The following is a 19,668-nucleotide window of genomic DNA, read 5'->3' as shown; positions in this document are numbered from 1 at the left end:
AACATGAAAACTAAATTAAGCATTGCATTACTTACTTCACTATTAGCACTCTCTCCTGTTGCAAACGCAAACTTAAGCGTGAACGTAGGTGCAATTAATGTAAACCCTGATAACGACAGCTCAAAAATCAATGAAGCACCAACGTTAGGTCTACGTGCAGATGATGATACTCAGCTAGGTATTACTGTAGATTATGCGCTTGATGACAATTGGGTAATTGAATTAGTAGCAGCAACACCTTTTAGTCATGATGTTCAAGGTGCAGGTGGTTTAGCAGGTAACAAAATTGCGAAAATCAAACATTTACCACCAACACTTTTAGCGCAATACCACTTCTTAGACTCAACTTATAAGTTCCGTCCATTTGTGGGTGTAGGCGTAAACTATACTGTTTTCTTTGATGAAGAGCCTTCAGCTGCACTAAAAGCAACACTAGGCACTGACGATGTAGAAGTTAAACTAGATGATTCATTTGGCTTTGCAGCTCAAGCTGGTTTTAACTACATGATGAGTGAAAACTGGGGCCTACATGGCATGGTTTCACTAATCGACATCGATACAGACGCTACCGTTTATGCAGATGGTGCAAAAGCATTAACTTCAACTGTAGAAATCGACCCAGTTGTTGCTATGTTCGGTGTGAAATACAAATTCTAACTTTCATTTTGTGAAAGCCCATACGCACAAAAAGGCCATTTATTGGCCTTTTTTATTTTCTTCTGACTCATAACTCACCTTGTAAAAACAGTTTAATTATTAGACAGCAACACCTTCTAATGAATTTAAACTACACTTCAAAAATACATCGCTTCTTTTTATTAGTTTTTAAATTTCATTTAGTTAAACAACCACTATATTGAGATTTGTCACTTCAATATCTGAATTTTCAGAGCTAAAGACGTGTTGTTCCTAGTCACTCGCGATTATAAAATGAGTGTAATAATTTTGACCTATTTAATGTAAATTAGTTGTCAGCGCGAGGTGTTAATTGAAATTAGCTTTCTATTCTTTGGTCTTAATTCTCTGCGCGGCTTTGACATCGTGTAAAGTCAAAGATCCTAGCGAAGATAAACCAGAACAACTAAAGCAAGATTCAATTAGTGACCGTGAAGCATTAATTGCCGGTACTGCTGACATCGAATTTTCAGTAATAGACGAAAATCAATCACCTCTTAGCAATGTCACTATTACTGTAGCGGGTCAAGAATATCTCTCAGATACAAATGGTCGTGTTTCAATCAATAACCTTTCATTTGGTAATCATGCAGTTTTCATTTCACAAGAAGGCTATTTTCCTAAAGCCGGCATTTTGGTGAATCAACCTAACTTTTTGACCTCTCAAATTCAATTAGAAACAAAACCTGCTAACTCAAAAAGCTTACTCTTTGCAGGTGATACTATGTTTGGTAGACGCTTCCTAGACCCTAAACTGGATACAATGGGTACATCAGTGCCAGATGTTAGTAATGCGCTAATTAGACCAGACTCAGCACGAGAAGACAGTATTGAAATTACGACTCAAGTAGCGGCACTTTTTCGAGCCGCTGACTTTTCATCAGTAAATCTTGAGTCGCCAGTGACGACAATGCCAACAAATGTGCACCCGACCAAAGAATTCAGTTTTTTTTCACTACCAGAATCAGTGCAAAGCCTGTCAGAAATTGGCATTGATTATGTTGGCTTAGGGAATAATCACATCTATGACTATTTACAAAATGGCCTTGAAGATACCTTACTTGAAGTCTCAAGTGCAGGGTTTCTTAATAGCGGCGCTGGTCTTAGTGCTACAGAGGCTTTCAAAACTGTATCGCATAACCTTGAAGAGGTTAACTTAACGCTTTTTGCAGCAACGACAATTACGGGGAAAGAACATCAATACACGTATGTTGCTGATGAAAATAAAGGTGGGGCTGCAGATTTAACTAACTCAGCAGAGGTAAAAGCTGTGCTTGAGCAACTTGACCCTACTGACTTTGTAATCGCGCAAATGCACGGTGGTGATGAATACTCATATACACCTTCACCCTATATTGGTAGTCGATTTGAAGTTCTTTCATCGCAGAACACCGACTTATTAATTGGTCACCATCCTCATATTGCTCAAGGGTTTGCTGTATATAATGAGATACCTGCAGTACTAGGTTTGGGCAACTTTGTATTTGACCAACCAAGACTAGACACTTTATTAGGTCTTGCTGTGATGCTTGATCTTGATACCCAAAACCAAACTATTAATCGCGGCTTCGCCTATCCAATTTATTTAGAAGACTATAAGCCTCGATTCACAAATGGATTTTTAAGTCATTATTTATTAAGAAGAATCGCTGAGCTTTCTGATGATAATATTACCCTTATCCCCCGTGAAAACTATGCAGAAATATACTTTACAGCTAATCAAGCTAGTAAAAACTCTCAGCAAGTAACCATAGAGATTGACGCGACTACAGACATCATCGATTTAAGACAGTATTCACCCTCTTCGGCAGCCTATGTTTCATCTATTGAAGTGAACAATGAAGCGCTTGATAGCCTTTTACTTGGCCGCGATATTATGGTGTTTGGTGATTTTGAGGATTGGGACAATGACACCGACGCCTTTGAAGTAAGTCGCTGGGATCACAGCAGTGAAAGTGTTTTACCTTGCACTGATAACCCGTTTAATGGCTTGCAGGCTCTATGCTCAACGCGTGATCGATTTGATAATACCCCTTCTATCATTCCATTTAGACATACAATGCGAGTAATGGAATTAACCGACGAATCAGGTGAACTTGATCTTAGTAAAGACTTTTCATTACTGACCTATTTGCAGTCTGAGAACGGGGGGCAGCTCGAAGCGTTATTAACCTACACCACTGAAATAGATGACCTTACCTTTGCTGAAAACCAAGTTCCAGTCAGCGAAGGAGGCGATCAGCCATGGCACGCTTTTAGTCATGATTTTAGTTTACCTTCAGATGAACAAACGCTTGGACCTAAAGAACTTCCCCCTCGTGGCGTTAAGTTACAGTTTAGGCACTACCCACCAGAGACAGGTGAAGCAATCACTCGCCTAGATGATGTCGCTATGATCAGCTGGCAGCAAAGTATTAATCTAGAAAACGGACAATGGAAGACCGATAAAATGCACGGTTTCGACTTTTTAAAAGTCAATTCAAGTGGTGAGGTAAGTTTAAAACTTACATTCACTGTACTTGATTAAGGAGGAATTTTGGCCGCATTACAACAGTTGTTGCGATTAGCGCGACAAAGAGCCTTTTGGTTCACTGTTTTCTTATTTGCTATTGTGCTTGTTAGTAACCTGCTGAATATATTTCAAGCAAGTGATGCATTTTTCTATAAAAAAATAAGCTCATTTAGTAGCACTCAGCAAACAAACGTTGTGCTCATCACAAGTGAAAGCCTCAGTGCTAATCATTCAGACTTAGTCACTCAACTAGCCGAGTATCAGCCAAGAGCAATCATTATTTTAGCTGATGAGCCACTACAACCGGTGATCAAGGAAGGGGTTTTCTACCCTTATGACGGTAGTAAGTATTGCATGCCAAAAGTTGATATTTGGGCTACCTATCAAATGCGTATCCCTGCTGTAGCTAATTTTGAATGTGAAAGTGTCTGGCAAGCAGTTTTTAATTATCACCATGACAAATCTAGACTGATTAACTTTAGGTTAGACGTATCTGCACTGCCTAAATTTACTGCTAAGCGAGTACTTAACTACGACGTAATGAGTGAACAACTCGAAAATAAAGTAATCATTGTTGGTCAACAAGCTGCAGAATTTAATGTAAATATACATGCTCCTAAACTTGAAGGACTAAATGATCCTTTACTTCTCTTTACTTATATCGCTGATAGCCTTGAGAAAAACAGTACTATAAATGAGCTTAATTTTGCTATATCGGTAACATTTGCGCTGGTATTTGTATTTGCTTTACTGTTTTTCTATCAAAAAATATCTATAAGTTATTCATTTCTAGTCGCTTTCGGCATAACTATATTTTGGTGTGCAGCCGGCTACTTTTTAGTGAACTTTACAAAGCTTTTCATTCCAATTGGTCAATACACCATACTGACATTCGCGACTTTAATCTGGGTTGTGGTTGCTCGCAAAATTTCTGAAGACAAAGAGCTCACAGCCGATGTAAATAACATCCAACAAATGATGATGGGCCGTTATATTCCGCAAAGCTTTATTGAGCACCCATCTCCGTGGGATCCCATTATTCAATTAATTAGTCAGCAACTAGATCTGGAGAAGTCAATTTTTCTTGCCCGAAAAGAAGACGATCACCGAGTAGTCGAAATTCGCGCAATAAATTGTCAACTAGATGATATTCAAGAAATGAGGCGAGACTATCAACGCACACCTTATAGTAATGCGTTAAAGTCTTTAGGTATAGTGAAAATTAACCGTCCCTTTTTTAAACAAATTATTGACGGTGAAATCGAATTCATTGCGCCACTTGTATACGCTGGTGATGTACGTGGATTTTGGGCGCTATCAATTGTGCCTAACCAAAGCTTTAATCAGCAGGCGTTTGAAAAAAACGTTAATAAGTTTGCAGCTCAAGTTGCTGAGCTGCTATTTCATTACCATATTTTTAAAACTACACAGGCGAAGAATCACACTCTAATTAATCGACTACTTACATTTAAGCTTCATGAACCAGTTAGTCAGAAGGTAAAAAGCTCGCTTAACGAAATGGAGCAAAAGCTAACCACCTTAGAGATGGTATTTAACCACACAAGCCCTGCGACTGTTTTATTTAATTTGTTTGGTCAAATTATTCAAACCAATGCCTCTTTAGAGCACTTTGCTAAACAGCACAAAATTGCTATTTTTGAAACGACAGCCCTTGATTTACTTTGTCGAAGCTGTTCACTTGATATCGAAACGGCAAAAGGGAAATTACGCTACATAACCTTAAATAAAGCCACTGTTGAATTACCTGCGACCCTAGGTAAACAGTCTTATACGCTTATTATTAGGGCGCTTCATTCCGATAACACACAAACCGCGTCAGGTGCGCCTTTTCAAGTGTCAGGAATATTATTTGAATTTATTAACGACACTTCTGAAGTAACTCCAGAGGGTAAGCTTTGATGGACTTCGTTTTAGCGCTTTTTCCTGCAGGTAGTGGGCTGGGTCAATCAGTTATTACAACTGTTTGGGTCGGAACTGCTGTTGTATGCCTACTTAATTTGCGCTTTGGTTTTCCACTAACAGGCCTTGTCGTTCCTGGTTATATTGTGCCTCTACTCATAATTAGCCCCACTTCAGCGGTAGTTATCATCATAGAAGCTATTGTTGTGTATGGGTTTATGCGAGTGAGTGCAAGTTACTTGATGGAGCGCTTTGGTTACAGTGAAATGTTTGGCAGAGACCGCTTTTTTGCCATCATCTTAATCAGTATCTTAGTCCGTGTTTGTATGGATACGCTATTTTGGCCAATCGTTGCTGATCAATTAAGTCAGTGGGATATTACCTTTGATTATGCATCCCAGCTTTACTCTCTGGGTCTTATTATTATCGCATTAACAGCTAATGTAATGTGGAATGGCGGTTTTAAATATGGTCTGAAAGTAACCTTTATTCAGTTATTAATCACCTATATGTTGGTGCGATTTGTACTCATGCCGTTTACCAATTTTAGCATCGCTAATTTAGGTATTATGTATGAAGCTGTTGCTGCGTCAATTATTGCTGCCCCTAAAGCCTACATTATTTTAGTTATTACAGCCTTTTTAGCCTCTCGAGCAAATTTAAAATATGGCTGGGAATTTAACGGTATCATGCTGCCTGCGTTATTAGCTTTACAGCTGACGCAACCAAGTAAAATTTTAACCTCATTTATAGAAACTGCCGTTATATTAGCGGTAGGTAGTTCTCTTATTCATTACACTCGCCTAAAGCATGCACACATAGAAGGTGCTAGACTATTGATGCTATTTTTTACTATAGGCTTTATTTTTAAGCTTATTTTAAACTATATCGTCGTTTGGTTCTTTCCTACGGTTAAAGTGACCGATACATTTGCATTTGGGTATATGCTCGCTACTTTACTTGCCCTTAAAATTTATCAAAAGAATGCGCTGGGCTTGGTACTTAGGGCTACTTTTCAAACTTCCGTCATAGGTGGAAGCCTTGCAATCATTGTTGGCTTTTTAGTCATGCTTGTGCCTTCTTTACTAATAAAACAAAGTATTAGCCCTGAAGCAGAAAACTTACAAGTCATTACACTTAACCAACAAGTTAGTCAGTATAAAAGCTATTTATATACCACTCACTCAAACAAAGTAACGGTAAGCAGCTATAAAGCGAGTCAGGCTGTATCTGACTTCAAATATGCTGTTTATCAACTGAACCAAGCCATCGAGAATAGACAAAAAACGGGTCACCTCAGTGCGCTCTTCAATTCTATCGGTTTCAAGCTTGTGAGTGATGAAAACTATGTATATCTAATAGATATTGTTGAAGATCAACAACGTGGTTTATTTGTAATTAATAAAACACCACAAACAAATTTAATCATCACTGTGCCTTACCCTATTACTGAGGGCCTTGCGAGTGACTCAGCTGCGCTTATCTTCCAGCATTTAAAAAGCAAAGCACTTGTCTTTGGTGCAACAAAAACACCTCAGATAACGTTAGCAAAAGAAAATCAACAAAGCGCTTTTTACCAAGCTTTTATCAATGTATTAGAAATTAATGAGTTGCTACAGGTACGCGAATCTAATCGCTATACAGCCGCTTTACTCAAGAGCACGCCTAATGATGTACAAAGCCAATATTGGATCTTTAACCGACTACCAGAATCAATAAGTCAGCGCGAGATCCATGAATTTTTGGGCAGTGAAGCAACTTTTTTTGGTAAAGCAGCGAAAAGTAGTTTACCCGCAACAGACTTTACGGGCTCTATGCTTGAGGTGTTTCTTGATGGAGATAATTACACCAATATTTTGGCATATATATACCGTGAAAATTATCGCTATAGTAATTTAAAACTTAATACAATTAATGAAGATATAGCCCAAATTGTCGATGATTTTTCCGCTTATATCAGCAGTAAAGGCAGTCTCAATTATCAACCATTAACAGACAGCCAAGTAGCTCTTTGGGAGTTTGAGGTCTTAACACCACTTTATAGATTAATTGAACAAATTGGTAACACATCTCTTAATGAAGATGTTTTAAATCATCTTAAGCAGATCAATAGCACAGCCGAATTACTGAATTATCAGCTACAACTTGTACAAAATAACAGTGGACGATACCTACTGCTTAGCCCAATGCAAAATGACAATGCCGAGGCTCTAGGGCAAGGCTTATATGCATTTTCACTGAGTAAACATGAAGCAATCAGTTTAAGTGTACCAAGGCCAATATTCGAAGGTAATACGTTAAGTTTCGCAAGTGAGCTTTTCACTAATTCAAATGCTGCCAACTTATTAATTGCAGGTGCACATCCTTATGCGCACCCAAAGGCTAATGTACTTGCAGCGAATAATGTCGATTCATTATTCAATGTAGTTCATCAAAGTTACTCGCGCTTTAAAGCACAACAGCCAAGCTTAAATATACAAATTCGTAGCCACAGTGCTCCATCGTGGATCCGTCCTAACGCAATAGCTTTTTCAAACACCCAAGTAAGAGATATCGCAACACCTCTAATGGAAAAGCTTTCTAAAGACTTAGGCAATTTAGGAGTTAGCTACCAAGTGGTCGAAGGTCACAAAGCCACTAGAGGCCTTGAAATCGGTAGTTCGCCACAGTACGGATATCAACAGTTTAACGCAAACAGTGAACTGGCAACCTTGTGGATCGCATCTGATTTTAAAGAACAGTTTTCAATTGATCAAAATAGCCTTCTGATGCGCCTGCTTGCTATTTCGAATGAGCCAACTGTAACCACGATTAATCTAGCTACTTTGTCGCCTTCCAACTGGGCGGAGCTTGATAATGGAGATAAACAACTCATTCAACGCAAGATTAATAAATATTCTACTGAGAATGAAATTGCGGCCTTAAAAACAATATGTTTAGAGCTAAAAGAGTGTGTATTACAGACTATTAAATTAGAACAATTAAATAAATTTGCCTTGATGATCAAAAAACAAAATGACCTCATCGCTATATATAATCCAGCTAGTAATCAACTGATTGACATGGCTGTTTTTAACAACATGATGGTTGGAGGCTTTAATGTATCTAATTAAACGCTTGTTCGCCATTTTGGCTATTATCACTGTTTTATTAGTCGCCTTGTTTGCTTGGAATAGCTTTTTAATTTGGTTAGATTCAGCTGAGCCAGTTAACCCACAAACAAGTAAAGAAACTCGCTCTAAAGTGCAATGGCTAAGTACTAAAAAGCCACTGATTTACACATTTTCCAACCAGCGGACTCACTCACTGCGTATACTTTCAAATGCGGTCTTTGATCAATCGGTTACGCTTGATCAACCGGTAAACTATGCTATCAAATATACACTTTATAATGATAAAAAAGAGGTAATTTTAGATGAAATTTACCACCACGCTTCAAAGTTAGTTAATAACAGTGAAGAGCAACAAATCAAGCAGATTATTGAGAATAAACAATCCCTAAACGTGGCTTCTGGGCAATCATTTTACCTACCTATTGCTCATTACCCTCAAGCTAAAAGCCTAGCGCTATTGCTTATCCCTGAAGAAAAATCAATTCAAGGAGTGGTAGTTAGAGTGCATGCAAAAACCCCTGACCAAAACGTTGATCCGCTTAGTAGTTGGTTAAAACGACCACTAGATAGGCGTAAGCGTGCAACTGATTATCTCACCATGGGTGAAAATACGTTAACAAATACTGAAATAGCGAATGCAATGGCATTTTGGTGGCAAAAAATTGCGCCTCAAGGTATTCCAGGAATCGACTTTAAGTCTGACATTTTATACGAGACCTTGCCGTATAATGTGATTACCTATGACTTCAATCAGCAGCAATACAGCCTTGCGGCTTATTACACGAATGAAAGCTTATGTGCCAGTATTAGGTTAGATAACAGTGATAGCTTGATTTTCACCGTCAGTAATAACCAAGCACTCCCTCTATTAACCTGGTATGACAAACTTCAGTTTGAAGCACCAAAAGAAATAAGCTTCTCTCAAACTGATGAAGTAAACACCTATAAAACCCCATTGCTCAATGCGGGATTGATTACAATTTGCAGTGAAGAAGAGCTATTAACTCAATGGCGAACAGAGTCAGGAACCGTTATTTTAACAAGTTATGCTGGCAGCTATTTGATAAACCCTAAAGCCTCAGTTGAATTTGATATTGTCCCTGCAAGCCATCTTAATTTAGAACTAAGAACATTAAAGAGCAGCCAATTAGACGTTACTTTATACGACAAAAATAAAAAACCAATCGAGCGATATGCCGTCACTATAAAAGGGGAAGCTTCTAAGTTCGACCGCGTAATTGCTAATAATACCCAAAGACAAGCGGTAGGCATGCTCACATCGTATTACCTACGTACACCGCAACAAGCACACTCAATTAAAGTTGAATCTAGCGACGATGTATACCTGCGCGTAAAGACAAGACTCGCTAACTTTCATTATCAACGCCGTACAGCACACCAACCGCTTACCACTGAATCTACAGATGGCTTTTATGATATTGCAGCCTGGTATGAACAAAAAGCAAGTAACCATTACGACTTGGCGCAGCGAGAACACTTTGTAAATATTCGTACTTTCATCCCTCCTAGAGATATTGAGGACACAACAACTTACTACCAATCTAAGGAGTTATTTAATGTTTTGCCATTATCAAATGTGGCACTTGGTTTAAGCCCCAACCGATACTATGAAAAGCCAGAACCAGCTCAAGAATTTAATTTTGGGATCTATGATAACAATCACTACTTCCCATCTACTGGAGAAAACGATAACCGACTGATATTCAAACTAAATAGCAATAGTGCTAATGAAGTCAAAATAGCTGATATCTCTTTGTCAGAACAAATGAAATTAATTAAAGAGTCGAATACTGTTTATCAAAATTGGTATGGTCATCGCCCTTGGATAAAACAACGCCTTTATCAATTAGATAAAAATAAACCAATTAAGCTGCTTTATGATAAGAAAGAGCACCCAACTAGCATTGTTGTAAAAGCATTTCGTACTCAAAGTAATAAACCTATTACATTGAATATTAATCATAGTGCTAATTACAAACTTGGGCTAACAAGTGAATACAGTATTGCGAAACAAAGCTATCAGTTGCATAGCTCTGAATTATTAACGTCATTTTTAATTCACCCTAAAAAGAGCCAGTTAACTAGCTATCCTAGCGTTACATTCAAAGTCGCTAATGATATAAATTTTTTGCAGTCCGTGACATTAACCTCTTCCGAAACGATCTGGCTATCTATACTTGAAGAGTACCCAGTAAAGGATCAAAAAGTTAGGTGGTGGAATAATGAACTATAAAATTATCGTTACTGTTCTTATGTTCTTTACCGCTGCATCTTGTGAAGCAACTCAGCTAGAAAAGCTCACGTCTAGCCTACAAAACTGGTTAAATGACCAGCAGCGCGTACCTGAGCACTTTTCCTTTAGCAATGGCGTTTTGGTTGCCAATAAGTCTCTGCTCTCGGGTGGTGAAATACATTTTAAAGCCAAAGGGAACACCTGTATTTCTTATGCTCCGCATAGATATTTTGATAAACACACATTGGCAATTGCTAAAGCCTTATTTAGTGAGTGCCAAGTGTTATTGACCAATACGAAGCACCGAAATAGCCGTGATGCTTATGGTAAGTTAATTGATTTTGGCAAATATAAAAATAGCAGTAGTAACGCATTTATACTAGCGTACAGCAGTACAGTTGAATCATTTTCGATTTATCAAATCCATGGATTTGCAAAGGAAAAGCGAACCACAGAGCAAGGACGAAAAGCAGATCTCATTTTAAGCGAAGGCCATGTATTCGCCTCTAAACGAACTTTAAATATTGCTCAATGCCTTAACAATACACTAGGTATTAATGCATTGGTTTATGGTCGCGATGTGCATGAGTTGGGCGGAACACACAATGTTCTGAATTCGCTGGCTCCTGTTAATAGTCAGTTTTTCCATATCGAGTTAAGTCGCGAGCTGCGAGAGCAGTTAATAACTAACAACCAACTTTTAAAACAGTTTAGCCTATGCCTTATTTCATAATAGCCTTCATAACATTAACGCTGCTGGCCTTTAAACCTGCTCTTGCCGTACAACAAGAGCATGCAGTACTGCAGCCTCCTATTTGGTTAAAAACATCTCCAAAGCTAGACGTGTTAGCCACTACACAAACGATGCAATTTGATTCGTATGAGCATCAATATTTATGGCTACCCGAAGGACATTGGTTAGAGCTCAACCCTGAATTATTTGAAAAGTTCATTATGAGTGTGGGCAACACACAGTATATTCAGCAGCGGATCCAAATGGATCGTGACTTATTATGTTTAGAAAAGCGCTGTCAGCTTCCAGCACTTGGGCATAATCGTGTTGTAGCAATTCAAAACCGCCAAGATGTGCAGGCTAAGTTTTCTGCGCAAGTTGGTCACTATAAAACCACTGTTGATAGCTTTAAACGAGCCCTAAAACTTGCCAAGCCATCAATATTGCTCTCTTCGCGAAAAGGCAGCGAACGGTTTTATCAATTCGGTAAAGGTGATGAGGTCACTCTATATTTTCCTGATGCTAAAAAAATTAAGCTTTCGGTCAGAAAAAATATGGAGTCTTTAGATAGTCATGGTGCTGTCTACGCATACACAGATGAAGTTCTTACTGCAAAAGTTAATATCATCAATAACCCGGCCCTTGAATACCACAACCAACAGGTAGGTCTGGTGAATAGTGACTATTTTGCTATTGATGCAGGCCAATATTTAACCATAAAAAGCCAAGCCGATGCGTATATAAAAATATCGCAAAGCCACAGAGCCATATACGATGATTCGGCAGCCATAAAAGTTGAAGAAAAACTACTGCTTCCCTACTGGTTAAAAACTGCCAATGATGCAATGGAAACAGTTTACAACGAGTATTCGCTTAATGTTTTTAGTGACAGCGTATTTACAAAAAATAACTCCCTCGCTGTTAAGCGCTACTATGATTTGCTTAGCTTAATATCAACACAAACTTTACTAAAAGGGAGTAGTGTCGTTCATGCTTCGAGCCCATCAAAAAAACTGCTTATTAGTGAACTTGAAGAGCAGCGATTAGTTGATGATCAGTTTTATCCTCGCATTAATAAACAGGTCAGACATATCACGTCGCTTTCTAAGATGGCTTTAAATTTTGACTTATCAAGCCAAAAAAGAGTCACACCTTGGCTAACCTTCGTTGCCCGTAGTGATAAAGACAGTCAATTTAAACTTAATGTCGGTGATAAAAGCTGGTTGGTTAATATTAAAGCTACACAAGAATACCAAACAATTCATGTCTCAGTGCCACTAAACAGCAAAACGATGACCATTCAGAAAACCACTGATGATGTGCCTAGTATTGATTTTGCTGTTTATGCTCGAACACTTACAGATTTTCCAAGTAATGAATTACTTTATTTACAACCGGGAACCCTTTCTGAAAAAAGCCCTATTACAGCAAAGCTAATAACTGAGCATTTAAGGAAATTATACAGTGATTATTTAGCGCTAATAGAGCCTTATGCCCCAGCAAGAAGAAAAGTTAAATTACTCAATTGGCAGCAGTCTTTACTAACAGCCAAAGATCTGGCTAAGTCAGCGCCTCTCGATGCGCTTGCCTTTTTAAAACCATTAACCCAAAACCCAAATCCACAAGTAGCTGTTGAAGCATGGCAAATTAAAATAAATATTTTGCGTGAACAGCAACAGTTTCATCTTGTTACCAGTTATTTAGAAGGACTTTACAAGAGCACTCAACAAAGGGAACTACAAGAGTTTGCTTTAAAGTCTCTATTAGAAACCTACCAAGCAGAGCATCAAGAAATAAAGTTATTTGCTTTGTGCGCCGGAAACCAAAGCATATTGGAAGAATGTAATAGTATTCTCACCAAGCTTGCGACTAAACAACAAAAAAATAGACTCGCATTATGGCTTTTAAATCAAAAGGATAAAAATCACACAACTAAGCAAGTTTATATAGCACTTAACTACCACAGTTTAAGTCCCGGATTAAAAGCTAAAGATAAGCAATATGAGTTACTTTCAGGTGCCCAAGAAACGTTGATTAACTCTCAAGGAAAGCTACAAAGCACGGTACTTTCTCAGCACATGCCATGGAAGTACACGGCGTTAGAAGCGGTTCATTTGAGTATAAAAGCGCGCACAGAAGCCAAACAAAATGGTGAGTACCAAACAGCTTGGTTAATGGCTGATAGTCAGTACCAACATAAATTAATGCCAATTTACAGCGATATACCGTCGACAACACTCATTGTTGAAAGTCAAAAAGCAACATCGGTTGCCTCAACAATGATTGTAAGTCTGCAAGCTGGCGAAACACTCACTCTATCAGCTGATCACAAAGCTTTTATAGAGGTTAAAAATATACCTGATACATTATATGAGGCGTTTGATTACCGCTCTGATGCTGCAAACCAGTTTACTACAAACGATATTATGTCATTAATTTATGCCTATGATGCTACGCAAAAAGATCTTTTAATTAATGGCTTATATCTATTATCTAAAAAGCGTTTAAACAATAATGAATATACGCAACTATTACAGCGAATAGCCACAATTCCAGCGAGTGCCTCATCGACTTTTTTACAAAATAGAATAGAAAGCTTTGGTCATTGGCAGCCCTTAGAAAGCCTAATCGATTATGCAGGTACGCGTCTTTTTAATATTCAAAGTTCAGCACAAACCAGTTTTGCCGATAGGTTTAACCAATTCAAGACGCATCTATACAATAATGATGGTTTATTGATTCGACCATTTCATACCCTTTACATAGATTTGGCTGAAACAGAGGGAGAGCAAATTCGCTTTGTATTTAATTTTTCTACCGCAGAGCTTGCCCAAGCTAATGTAGCAAACTTATCTATTCAACTAGCTAACTCTCTTAAAGTGTGGTCTGTTACCGAGCAACAAAGTATTCCCTTTACCTTTAATAAGCGGGAGTTAGATAATAACGTCATTGCCCTGCATTGGCTTAACCCCTACTTATCTCAACAACTTAAAGTTGAAGTACAGCAATATACTGCGGGTCGATGGAGAAAGTTAGAATTACCAACAACGCTACTTTTTTATTCGGTTGTTCCCTCTACCCCTTTGCTTGCAACATTAAATGCAGATCGTTTAATCAAGTTAGAAAAGATGAACAGCTATAGTCGAAGTGAGCGACAATTTTTCCACCCTGCAGGGAAGATTGAAGTCAAATCAGCGGAGCTTGAACACGTAAGACTATATACTTGGGAGCTTAGTGATCTGAATAATAAGATTTCTGAGTTCACACAAGCACAAGTCCCCTTGCCTGACTTAGTTACTTATATAGCGCCAGAAAAGCAAACAATAGTAAGTGAACAAAAATCATTTCAAAGTGATGATCTTAATTGGCAAGGTTTTATTCAATATGATCAACAAGAAATATTTCAAACTGCTGAAAATATTCCAACCCGACAAGACATTGATGTTGGCGCACGTTTACGTATTAACGACGATAATGATTGGTACCAATTAGAAGGCTATTACTCTTTTAGTAAAGAACAAGCGGATGTGATTGCGCTCAATGGCTACTATTCATGGCAAGATGATACAACCCCTTGGTATGTTGATGCGCAAATTCAAAGCCGTTGGCAACCTAGTCATAATGGATTTGATCTTCAATATGCCCTTGATGGCAGTCTTAGTGTAGGACAAAAATGGCAACGTGATTCTACGCATCGCCATCAATGGCAGCTAACTCCATTTATTCGTTACAGTAGCGCTGATTTAGACGATTACCTCAGTGACGACTTACTTAATTCAAATGTTTTTAATTTTTATCGAGAAAACCATGCATCGGGATGGCAAGGGTTTTATCAATACCGTTATCAACCTTGGGTCGATAATTATTTAAATTTCGGCGTATCATCAAGCTCAAATGATGATTGGACAAGCTTAGATTATCTGCGCTTCAACACCACTTGGAATCAATATTATCATGATCACATTTTCCAGCTTGGCATTGATAGCTATTACCGCTTTAAAGATGAAAATCGTGCTACAGCAACATGGCAATACATCACACAGTTTGCATGGCAAACACAAATTAGTTTAGGTGATTTCTCACATGGTTGGCTTAAGGTACGACTACAACAGGATTGGGTGTGGGATAACCACAATATCAGTATCGAGTTTTCATCTGGTAACAACCAACATACCGGTTTTGAGCCTTTTGCCCATGATGAAATTATATTCCCAACGCTTCAATTAAATCATTTGCTAGAGCACACTGACTATGAGTAATCACTTACTTACAAAACGCCTTGAAAACTTGCTTTTCGCAGACATTGCCAGTTTTTGGTTAGACTTATACCGCCAAAAATATCGCGAACTGGTTGATGAACTTAGTGAGTGGGAATTAATAAAAAATCAGCCTGAGGACTATGAGGAAGATGATTGGTTATTGCTGCAAGCTATTTCATTTTTGACCCATAAGATTGATACCCTGCAAAGTCAATTAATCAAAATTGATGTCGAGCACAGACGCTTTATCGAGCGTTTAAATCATGCCGAATTAAAAGCCGAGCGTGAGTTTCATATTCTTGATTATGCGTACACTTTAGGTGCAGACCGAGAACAATTAAAAAAAGACCAAGATGCTTTTCAACGCTGGTTTGATGAGGGAGCGATTGTAAACCGGTACCAAGATAAACTCTCTGAACTTGAGCAGTCTCTTAAGTTTTTAATTGGTAAATTAGGTGATTTAACCAATCGTTATTTACGGATCCATTCGGGAGAAATAACTAAATCGTGGTTAACACTTAATTTAGAAAGCTTCTTTTTAGGGCTACTAGAAAAAAGTGAGAACGAAGCTATTCGCAACTCTATTTTTCGCGCCCTCGCCAACCAAGTAAACTTAATTAGCGAATATGTAGGTGAAACTCAATTCGACTCAGATCTTGTTGAGTTGTTATTACTATCTCTTGAAAAACAATCGACTCCACATGCTGCAAAAGTAGATATTTTAGAAATTCTGATCAACTTAAGACCCTCTTTTACTCACTACTTTATGCGCTCTCAAATTGACTTAGATGTTTTAGCAAATGAAAAAGTCGATGCTCAACACCTGTTTTTACTGACTGCGTTTTCAAAAATTATATGTAAGCAACCTAAATTAAGTGAAACTAATTATAAACTACTCATTTTACTTGCTAAGCACACCTACCCTCGTGTTAGACAGAGTGTCATTGAACAATGCTCAGTATTACCTACGGCGTTTGTACTCAAACTATTAACTGTTCGACTACAAAAAGAAACCCATGAAGCGGTACGACTAACACTCATTAAGCAATTAACCGACCCTCGTTTAACCGAGAAGCTTCAAGTTTTTCACATTTGGCGCAAGCAACTAAAAATTACACAATGCTTTGCCCAGAAGCGCTTATTACTCGAATTAACGCCAAGAATTATGTTCAATTTACAAGTTGATTATGAGCAGCAAAGCCAAGCAGATAGATTGTTTAAGTCGTTTATTAATGTCTTAAATACGCAGCTTGAAAATGAGAAAAGTATTGCAATCAAACGAGTCATAAGCCGAGTTAGAGAGCAGCTCGTATGTTTTATGTACCAGCAACAAGTCGCTGAGCTTGAGTTTAACTTAAACTCAAGCTTAAGTATTTATTTAAACTCCGACTGGGCTGAACAAGATTTACTAGGCCGACTTTTGAGTAAGCAAGCGCAGAATAATGAAGCCTTTAATGTAACAATGAAAAATAAAGGCTGGCAAATACAACGAGGTTACAAGCGAGGATTTCGTTTTTGGCGGCTCTGGCATGAATTTAAAAACCCAAGTACTGGTAAACGTCAAAGCTTTAATCATGTACAAGCTAGAAAACCAAGTGCATTAATGCATGTGCCGAGCTGCACCGTTGCAGAGATTAGCCAAACGGAGGTGCCGGGAGAGCCTCGCTTTGATGCCGAGCAGTTTAGTGCCCGACCTCATTTACCTATGCTAGATTTTCTGTTGAGCACATTATCGCAAGATAATTTAAAAACACCGGCTAAATCGTTCACTCCTGATGGTATTTTAATCGTCACTCCTCCCTCAAACGTGCTCAAACGTATGTTTGCGTATAGCTGGATTTCTTTCAACTTTGAAAAATTAGATGACTTACGAAATGGTTCGGATCAAGAACAACAAGACTTCCTAGAGTTAATAAAAGCGAAAGGCTTCAAACTTGACTTCCAACAATATGGCTCGGTGCTTGATGCCGAATTCCCTGTTGAGCCGAGTATTGCCAAATTATATCAAAAACTTTCACTCACCCCATTCTTGTTTAATATGTGGTCTAGTTTTAAAGAATATGCCTATTCGCTTTATCAAAATAGTATTGGTCAACTGATATTTTTCGTTTTGGCTTTCTCAACCTATTTTTGGGCTCGCCATATAAAGATAAGTAGGCAAATAAAGTCAGATAGGGCCAAAATCCCCGTTTCAATTGGGGGTTGGGGAACTCGTGGCAAGTCAGGAACCGAACGCTTAAAAGCGGCATTATTTAGTAGTTTAACTCTAAAAGTGATCAGTAAAACAACAGGTTGTGAAGCAACTCTTATTTATGCAAGAGCAAGTGGAGAGCAATTTGAAATTCCATTATTCAGACCTTTTGATAAAGCGAGTATTTGGGAACAAAGTGATGTTTTGCACTTTGCAACAAAAGTAAAAGCCGATGTATTTCTGTGGGAATGTATGGGTTTGACCCCGCGCTATGTAAAAATATTAAGGAATTGGATGGCTGATAACTTTTCAACTATAACCAATGCTTACCCAGACCATGAGGACACATTAGGTCCAACGGGAATTGATGTTGCAAACGAAACAAGCCATTTTATCGGTGAGAATAGTTTAGTGTTCACCAGCGAACAAAACATGGCTCCAATTCTAGAATTAAATGCAAAACAGAAAAACTCTAACTTAATTCAAGTTCACTGGGCCGATGGCTTGCAAATAACGGATGATATTCGATCCTTGTATCCTTACCAAGAGCATCCGTCCAATATTGCACTCGTATGCAAAATGGCTGAGCATATTGGCTTAAATAAAGATTATGTCTTCAAAGAGACATCCGCACGAATTGTGCCTGATATTGGCGTTTTAAAGCACTTTACAGCAGCGCCCATTGGAAAAATTAGTCAATCATTTGTCAATAGCATGTCTGCAAACGAACGCTTGGCTACCCTAGAAAACTGGCAGCGCCTAAAGCTTGAAGAATTAAATAACGATGCTAAAACCCAGGTAATCGCGCTTATAAATAACCGTAACGATCGTGTCGCGCGTTCAAAAGTTTTTGCTATCATGCTTAGTAATGACCTACGTTTTGACCGTATTGTAGTAATAGGAAGTAATGTAGATGGATTCTACAGTTACTTTCTAGATGCATTTATAGAAAGAGTCGAAAAACTAATTGAAATTAATGCTATTGAGAGCCTAGAAAAGCTTTTAGAGCAATTTAATATTCTCAGCGAAGCTGAAGTGAAAGCAAGGTTAAAAATCGCATATGGCAATATGGCAGCTGAGAACTTACTTACACTTAGCGAAGGGCTCTTGAATAAATCCTGTATAAAAGAAATCACTGGCGAGATCTCCGATCAAGAACTAACCACTATTATTTATACCCTACGCACCTATTATCAAAGAATACACTTGAACTCTCTAAAAAGTGATATTGAAAAAAATAGTAAACAAATAAAAGAACGCTTGATTTCTATCGTCGAGTCCAAAGTCATATTGCTTGACGACAGTAATATATCTGCAGATGAAATAACCAATACTATTGCTGATTTAGCTTTACCCAATACTCATCAGGTTGTTGTTGGTATGCAAAACATTAAAGGAGCGGGGTTAAATTACGTTTACGCATGGCAACAATGGCACAAAATATCACAAACTATTACAAATATGCTGAGTAAGCACTGCACAGCTAAAGAGTTCAGAACGGCATTAACAAACTTAAATATGATTGTCTCATTTAACTTACTTGAAACAGATTACTTAAAGCAAAAGTTAGTTATTCTTAAGAAAAACCAACTTGCACAAAATGAATTCTGCCAAGCAGAAATAACAACCCTCCAAGAAAAAATTAATGAGGAAGGTTTAAAACTAGACGATGAAAATTTGCAATCTCGTCCAGCTCGTTATTTTAACCAAATGATAGAATCGTTTTTAGATGCAGGCGCTGCGGTTAAACGTAAAAAACTTGCTATTCAGATTTACGATGATATTGCTGAACAGAGGATCACATTAGAAAAAGCAATAAAATTACTTAGCGATATGAACCGCAATCAAAAATCTGGTTGGTTTGCAAAAAAACGAAAAAACAACAACGAGAAATAAATAAACTTTATAACTATAAAACAATTAAAACATAATGAAAAACAACAAACAAAAACCAATATAAAACACAATGAAAATATAAAATAAAAAATCAGAAATTTCCCAGAAGAAATAA

General features: G+C 37.9%; 8 protein-coding genes. All 8 read left to right on the top strand.

What is annotated here, in order from left to right:
* Nucleotides 1-3: 3 nt before the first annotated feature.
* The 8 genes from NFU46_RS05735 to NFU46_RS05700 all read left to right on the top strand — a co-directional run bounded on the left by NFU46_RS05735 (nt 4) and on the right by NFU46_RS05700 (nt 19,553).
* Entirely contained in the window at nt 4-657 is a 654-nt protein-coding gene (locus NFU46_RS05735; protein ID WP_054561921.1) for an OmpW family protein, read from the top strand.
* Nucleotides 658-1,033: 376 nt separating this feature from the next.
* The gene (locus NFU46_RS05730) at nt 1,034-3,202 is read left to right on the top strand and encodes a CapA family protein (protein WP_251600518.1); all 2,169 of its coding nucleotides are present in this window, start codon (nt 1,034-1,036) and stop codon (nt 3,200-3,202) included.
* Nucleotides 3,203-3,211: 9 nt separating this feature from the next.
* Complete coding sequence (locus tag NFU46_RS05725; protein ID WP_251600515.1) at nt 3,212-5,107, top strand: hypothetical protein; 1,896 nt, start codon at nt 3,212-3,214, stop codon at nt 5,105-5,107.
* On the top strand, nt 5,107-8,220 hold the full coding sequence (locus tag NFU46_RS05720) for a poly-gamma-glutamate biosynthesis protein PgsC/CapC (protein ID WP_251600512.1): 3,114 nt from the start codon (nt 5,107-5,109) through the stop codon (nt 8,218-8,220). Before NFU46_RS05725 ends, NFU46_RS05720 begins: the two co-directional genes overlap by 1 nt.
* Nucleotides 8,207-10,474 (top strand): hypothetical protein, encoded by a 2,268-nt coding sequence (locus NFU46_RS05715; RefSeq protein WP_251600509.1) that lies wholly within the window; start codon nt 8,207-8,209, stop codon nt 10,472-10,474. The genes NFU46_RS05720 and NFU46_RS05715 overlap by 14 nt, the downstream gene beginning before the upstream one ends.
* Nucleotides 10,464-11,207, top strand: coding sequence for a hypothetical protein (locus tag NFU46_RS05710; protein ID WP_251600506.1), 744 nt, complete (start codon nt 10,464-10,466; stop codon nt 11,205-11,207). The genes NFU46_RS05715 and NFU46_RS05710 overlap by 11 nt, the downstream gene beginning before the upstream one ends.
* A complete protein-coding gene (locus tag NFU46_RS05705) occupies nt 11,192-15,466 on the top strand; it encodes a hypothetical protein (RefSeq protein ID WP_251600503.1) in 4,275 nt (1,424 codons plus the stop codon). The genes NFU46_RS05710 and NFU46_RS05705 overlap by 16 nt, the downstream gene beginning before the upstream one ends.
* Nucleotides 15,459-19,553: a poly-gamma-glutamate synthase PgsB gene (locus NFU46_RS05700; protein ID WP_251600500.1), complete on the top strand. Its 4,095-nt coding sequence runs from the start codon at nt 15,459-15,461 to the stop codon at nt 19,551-19,553. Before NFU46_RS05705 ends, NFU46_RS05700 begins: the two co-directional genes overlap by 8 nt.
* Nucleotides 19,554-19,668: the final 115 nt, after the last annotated feature.

This window comes from Pseudoalteromonas sp. NCCP-2140 (genome assembly GCF_023708065.1).
Lineage (GTDB): Bacteria > Pseudomonadota > Gammaproteobacteria > Enterobacterales > Alteromonadaceae > Pseudoalteromonas.
The sequence above is the reverse complement of the archived record's forward strand: the minus strand, read 5'-3'. Positions and strand labels throughout refer to the sequence as shown.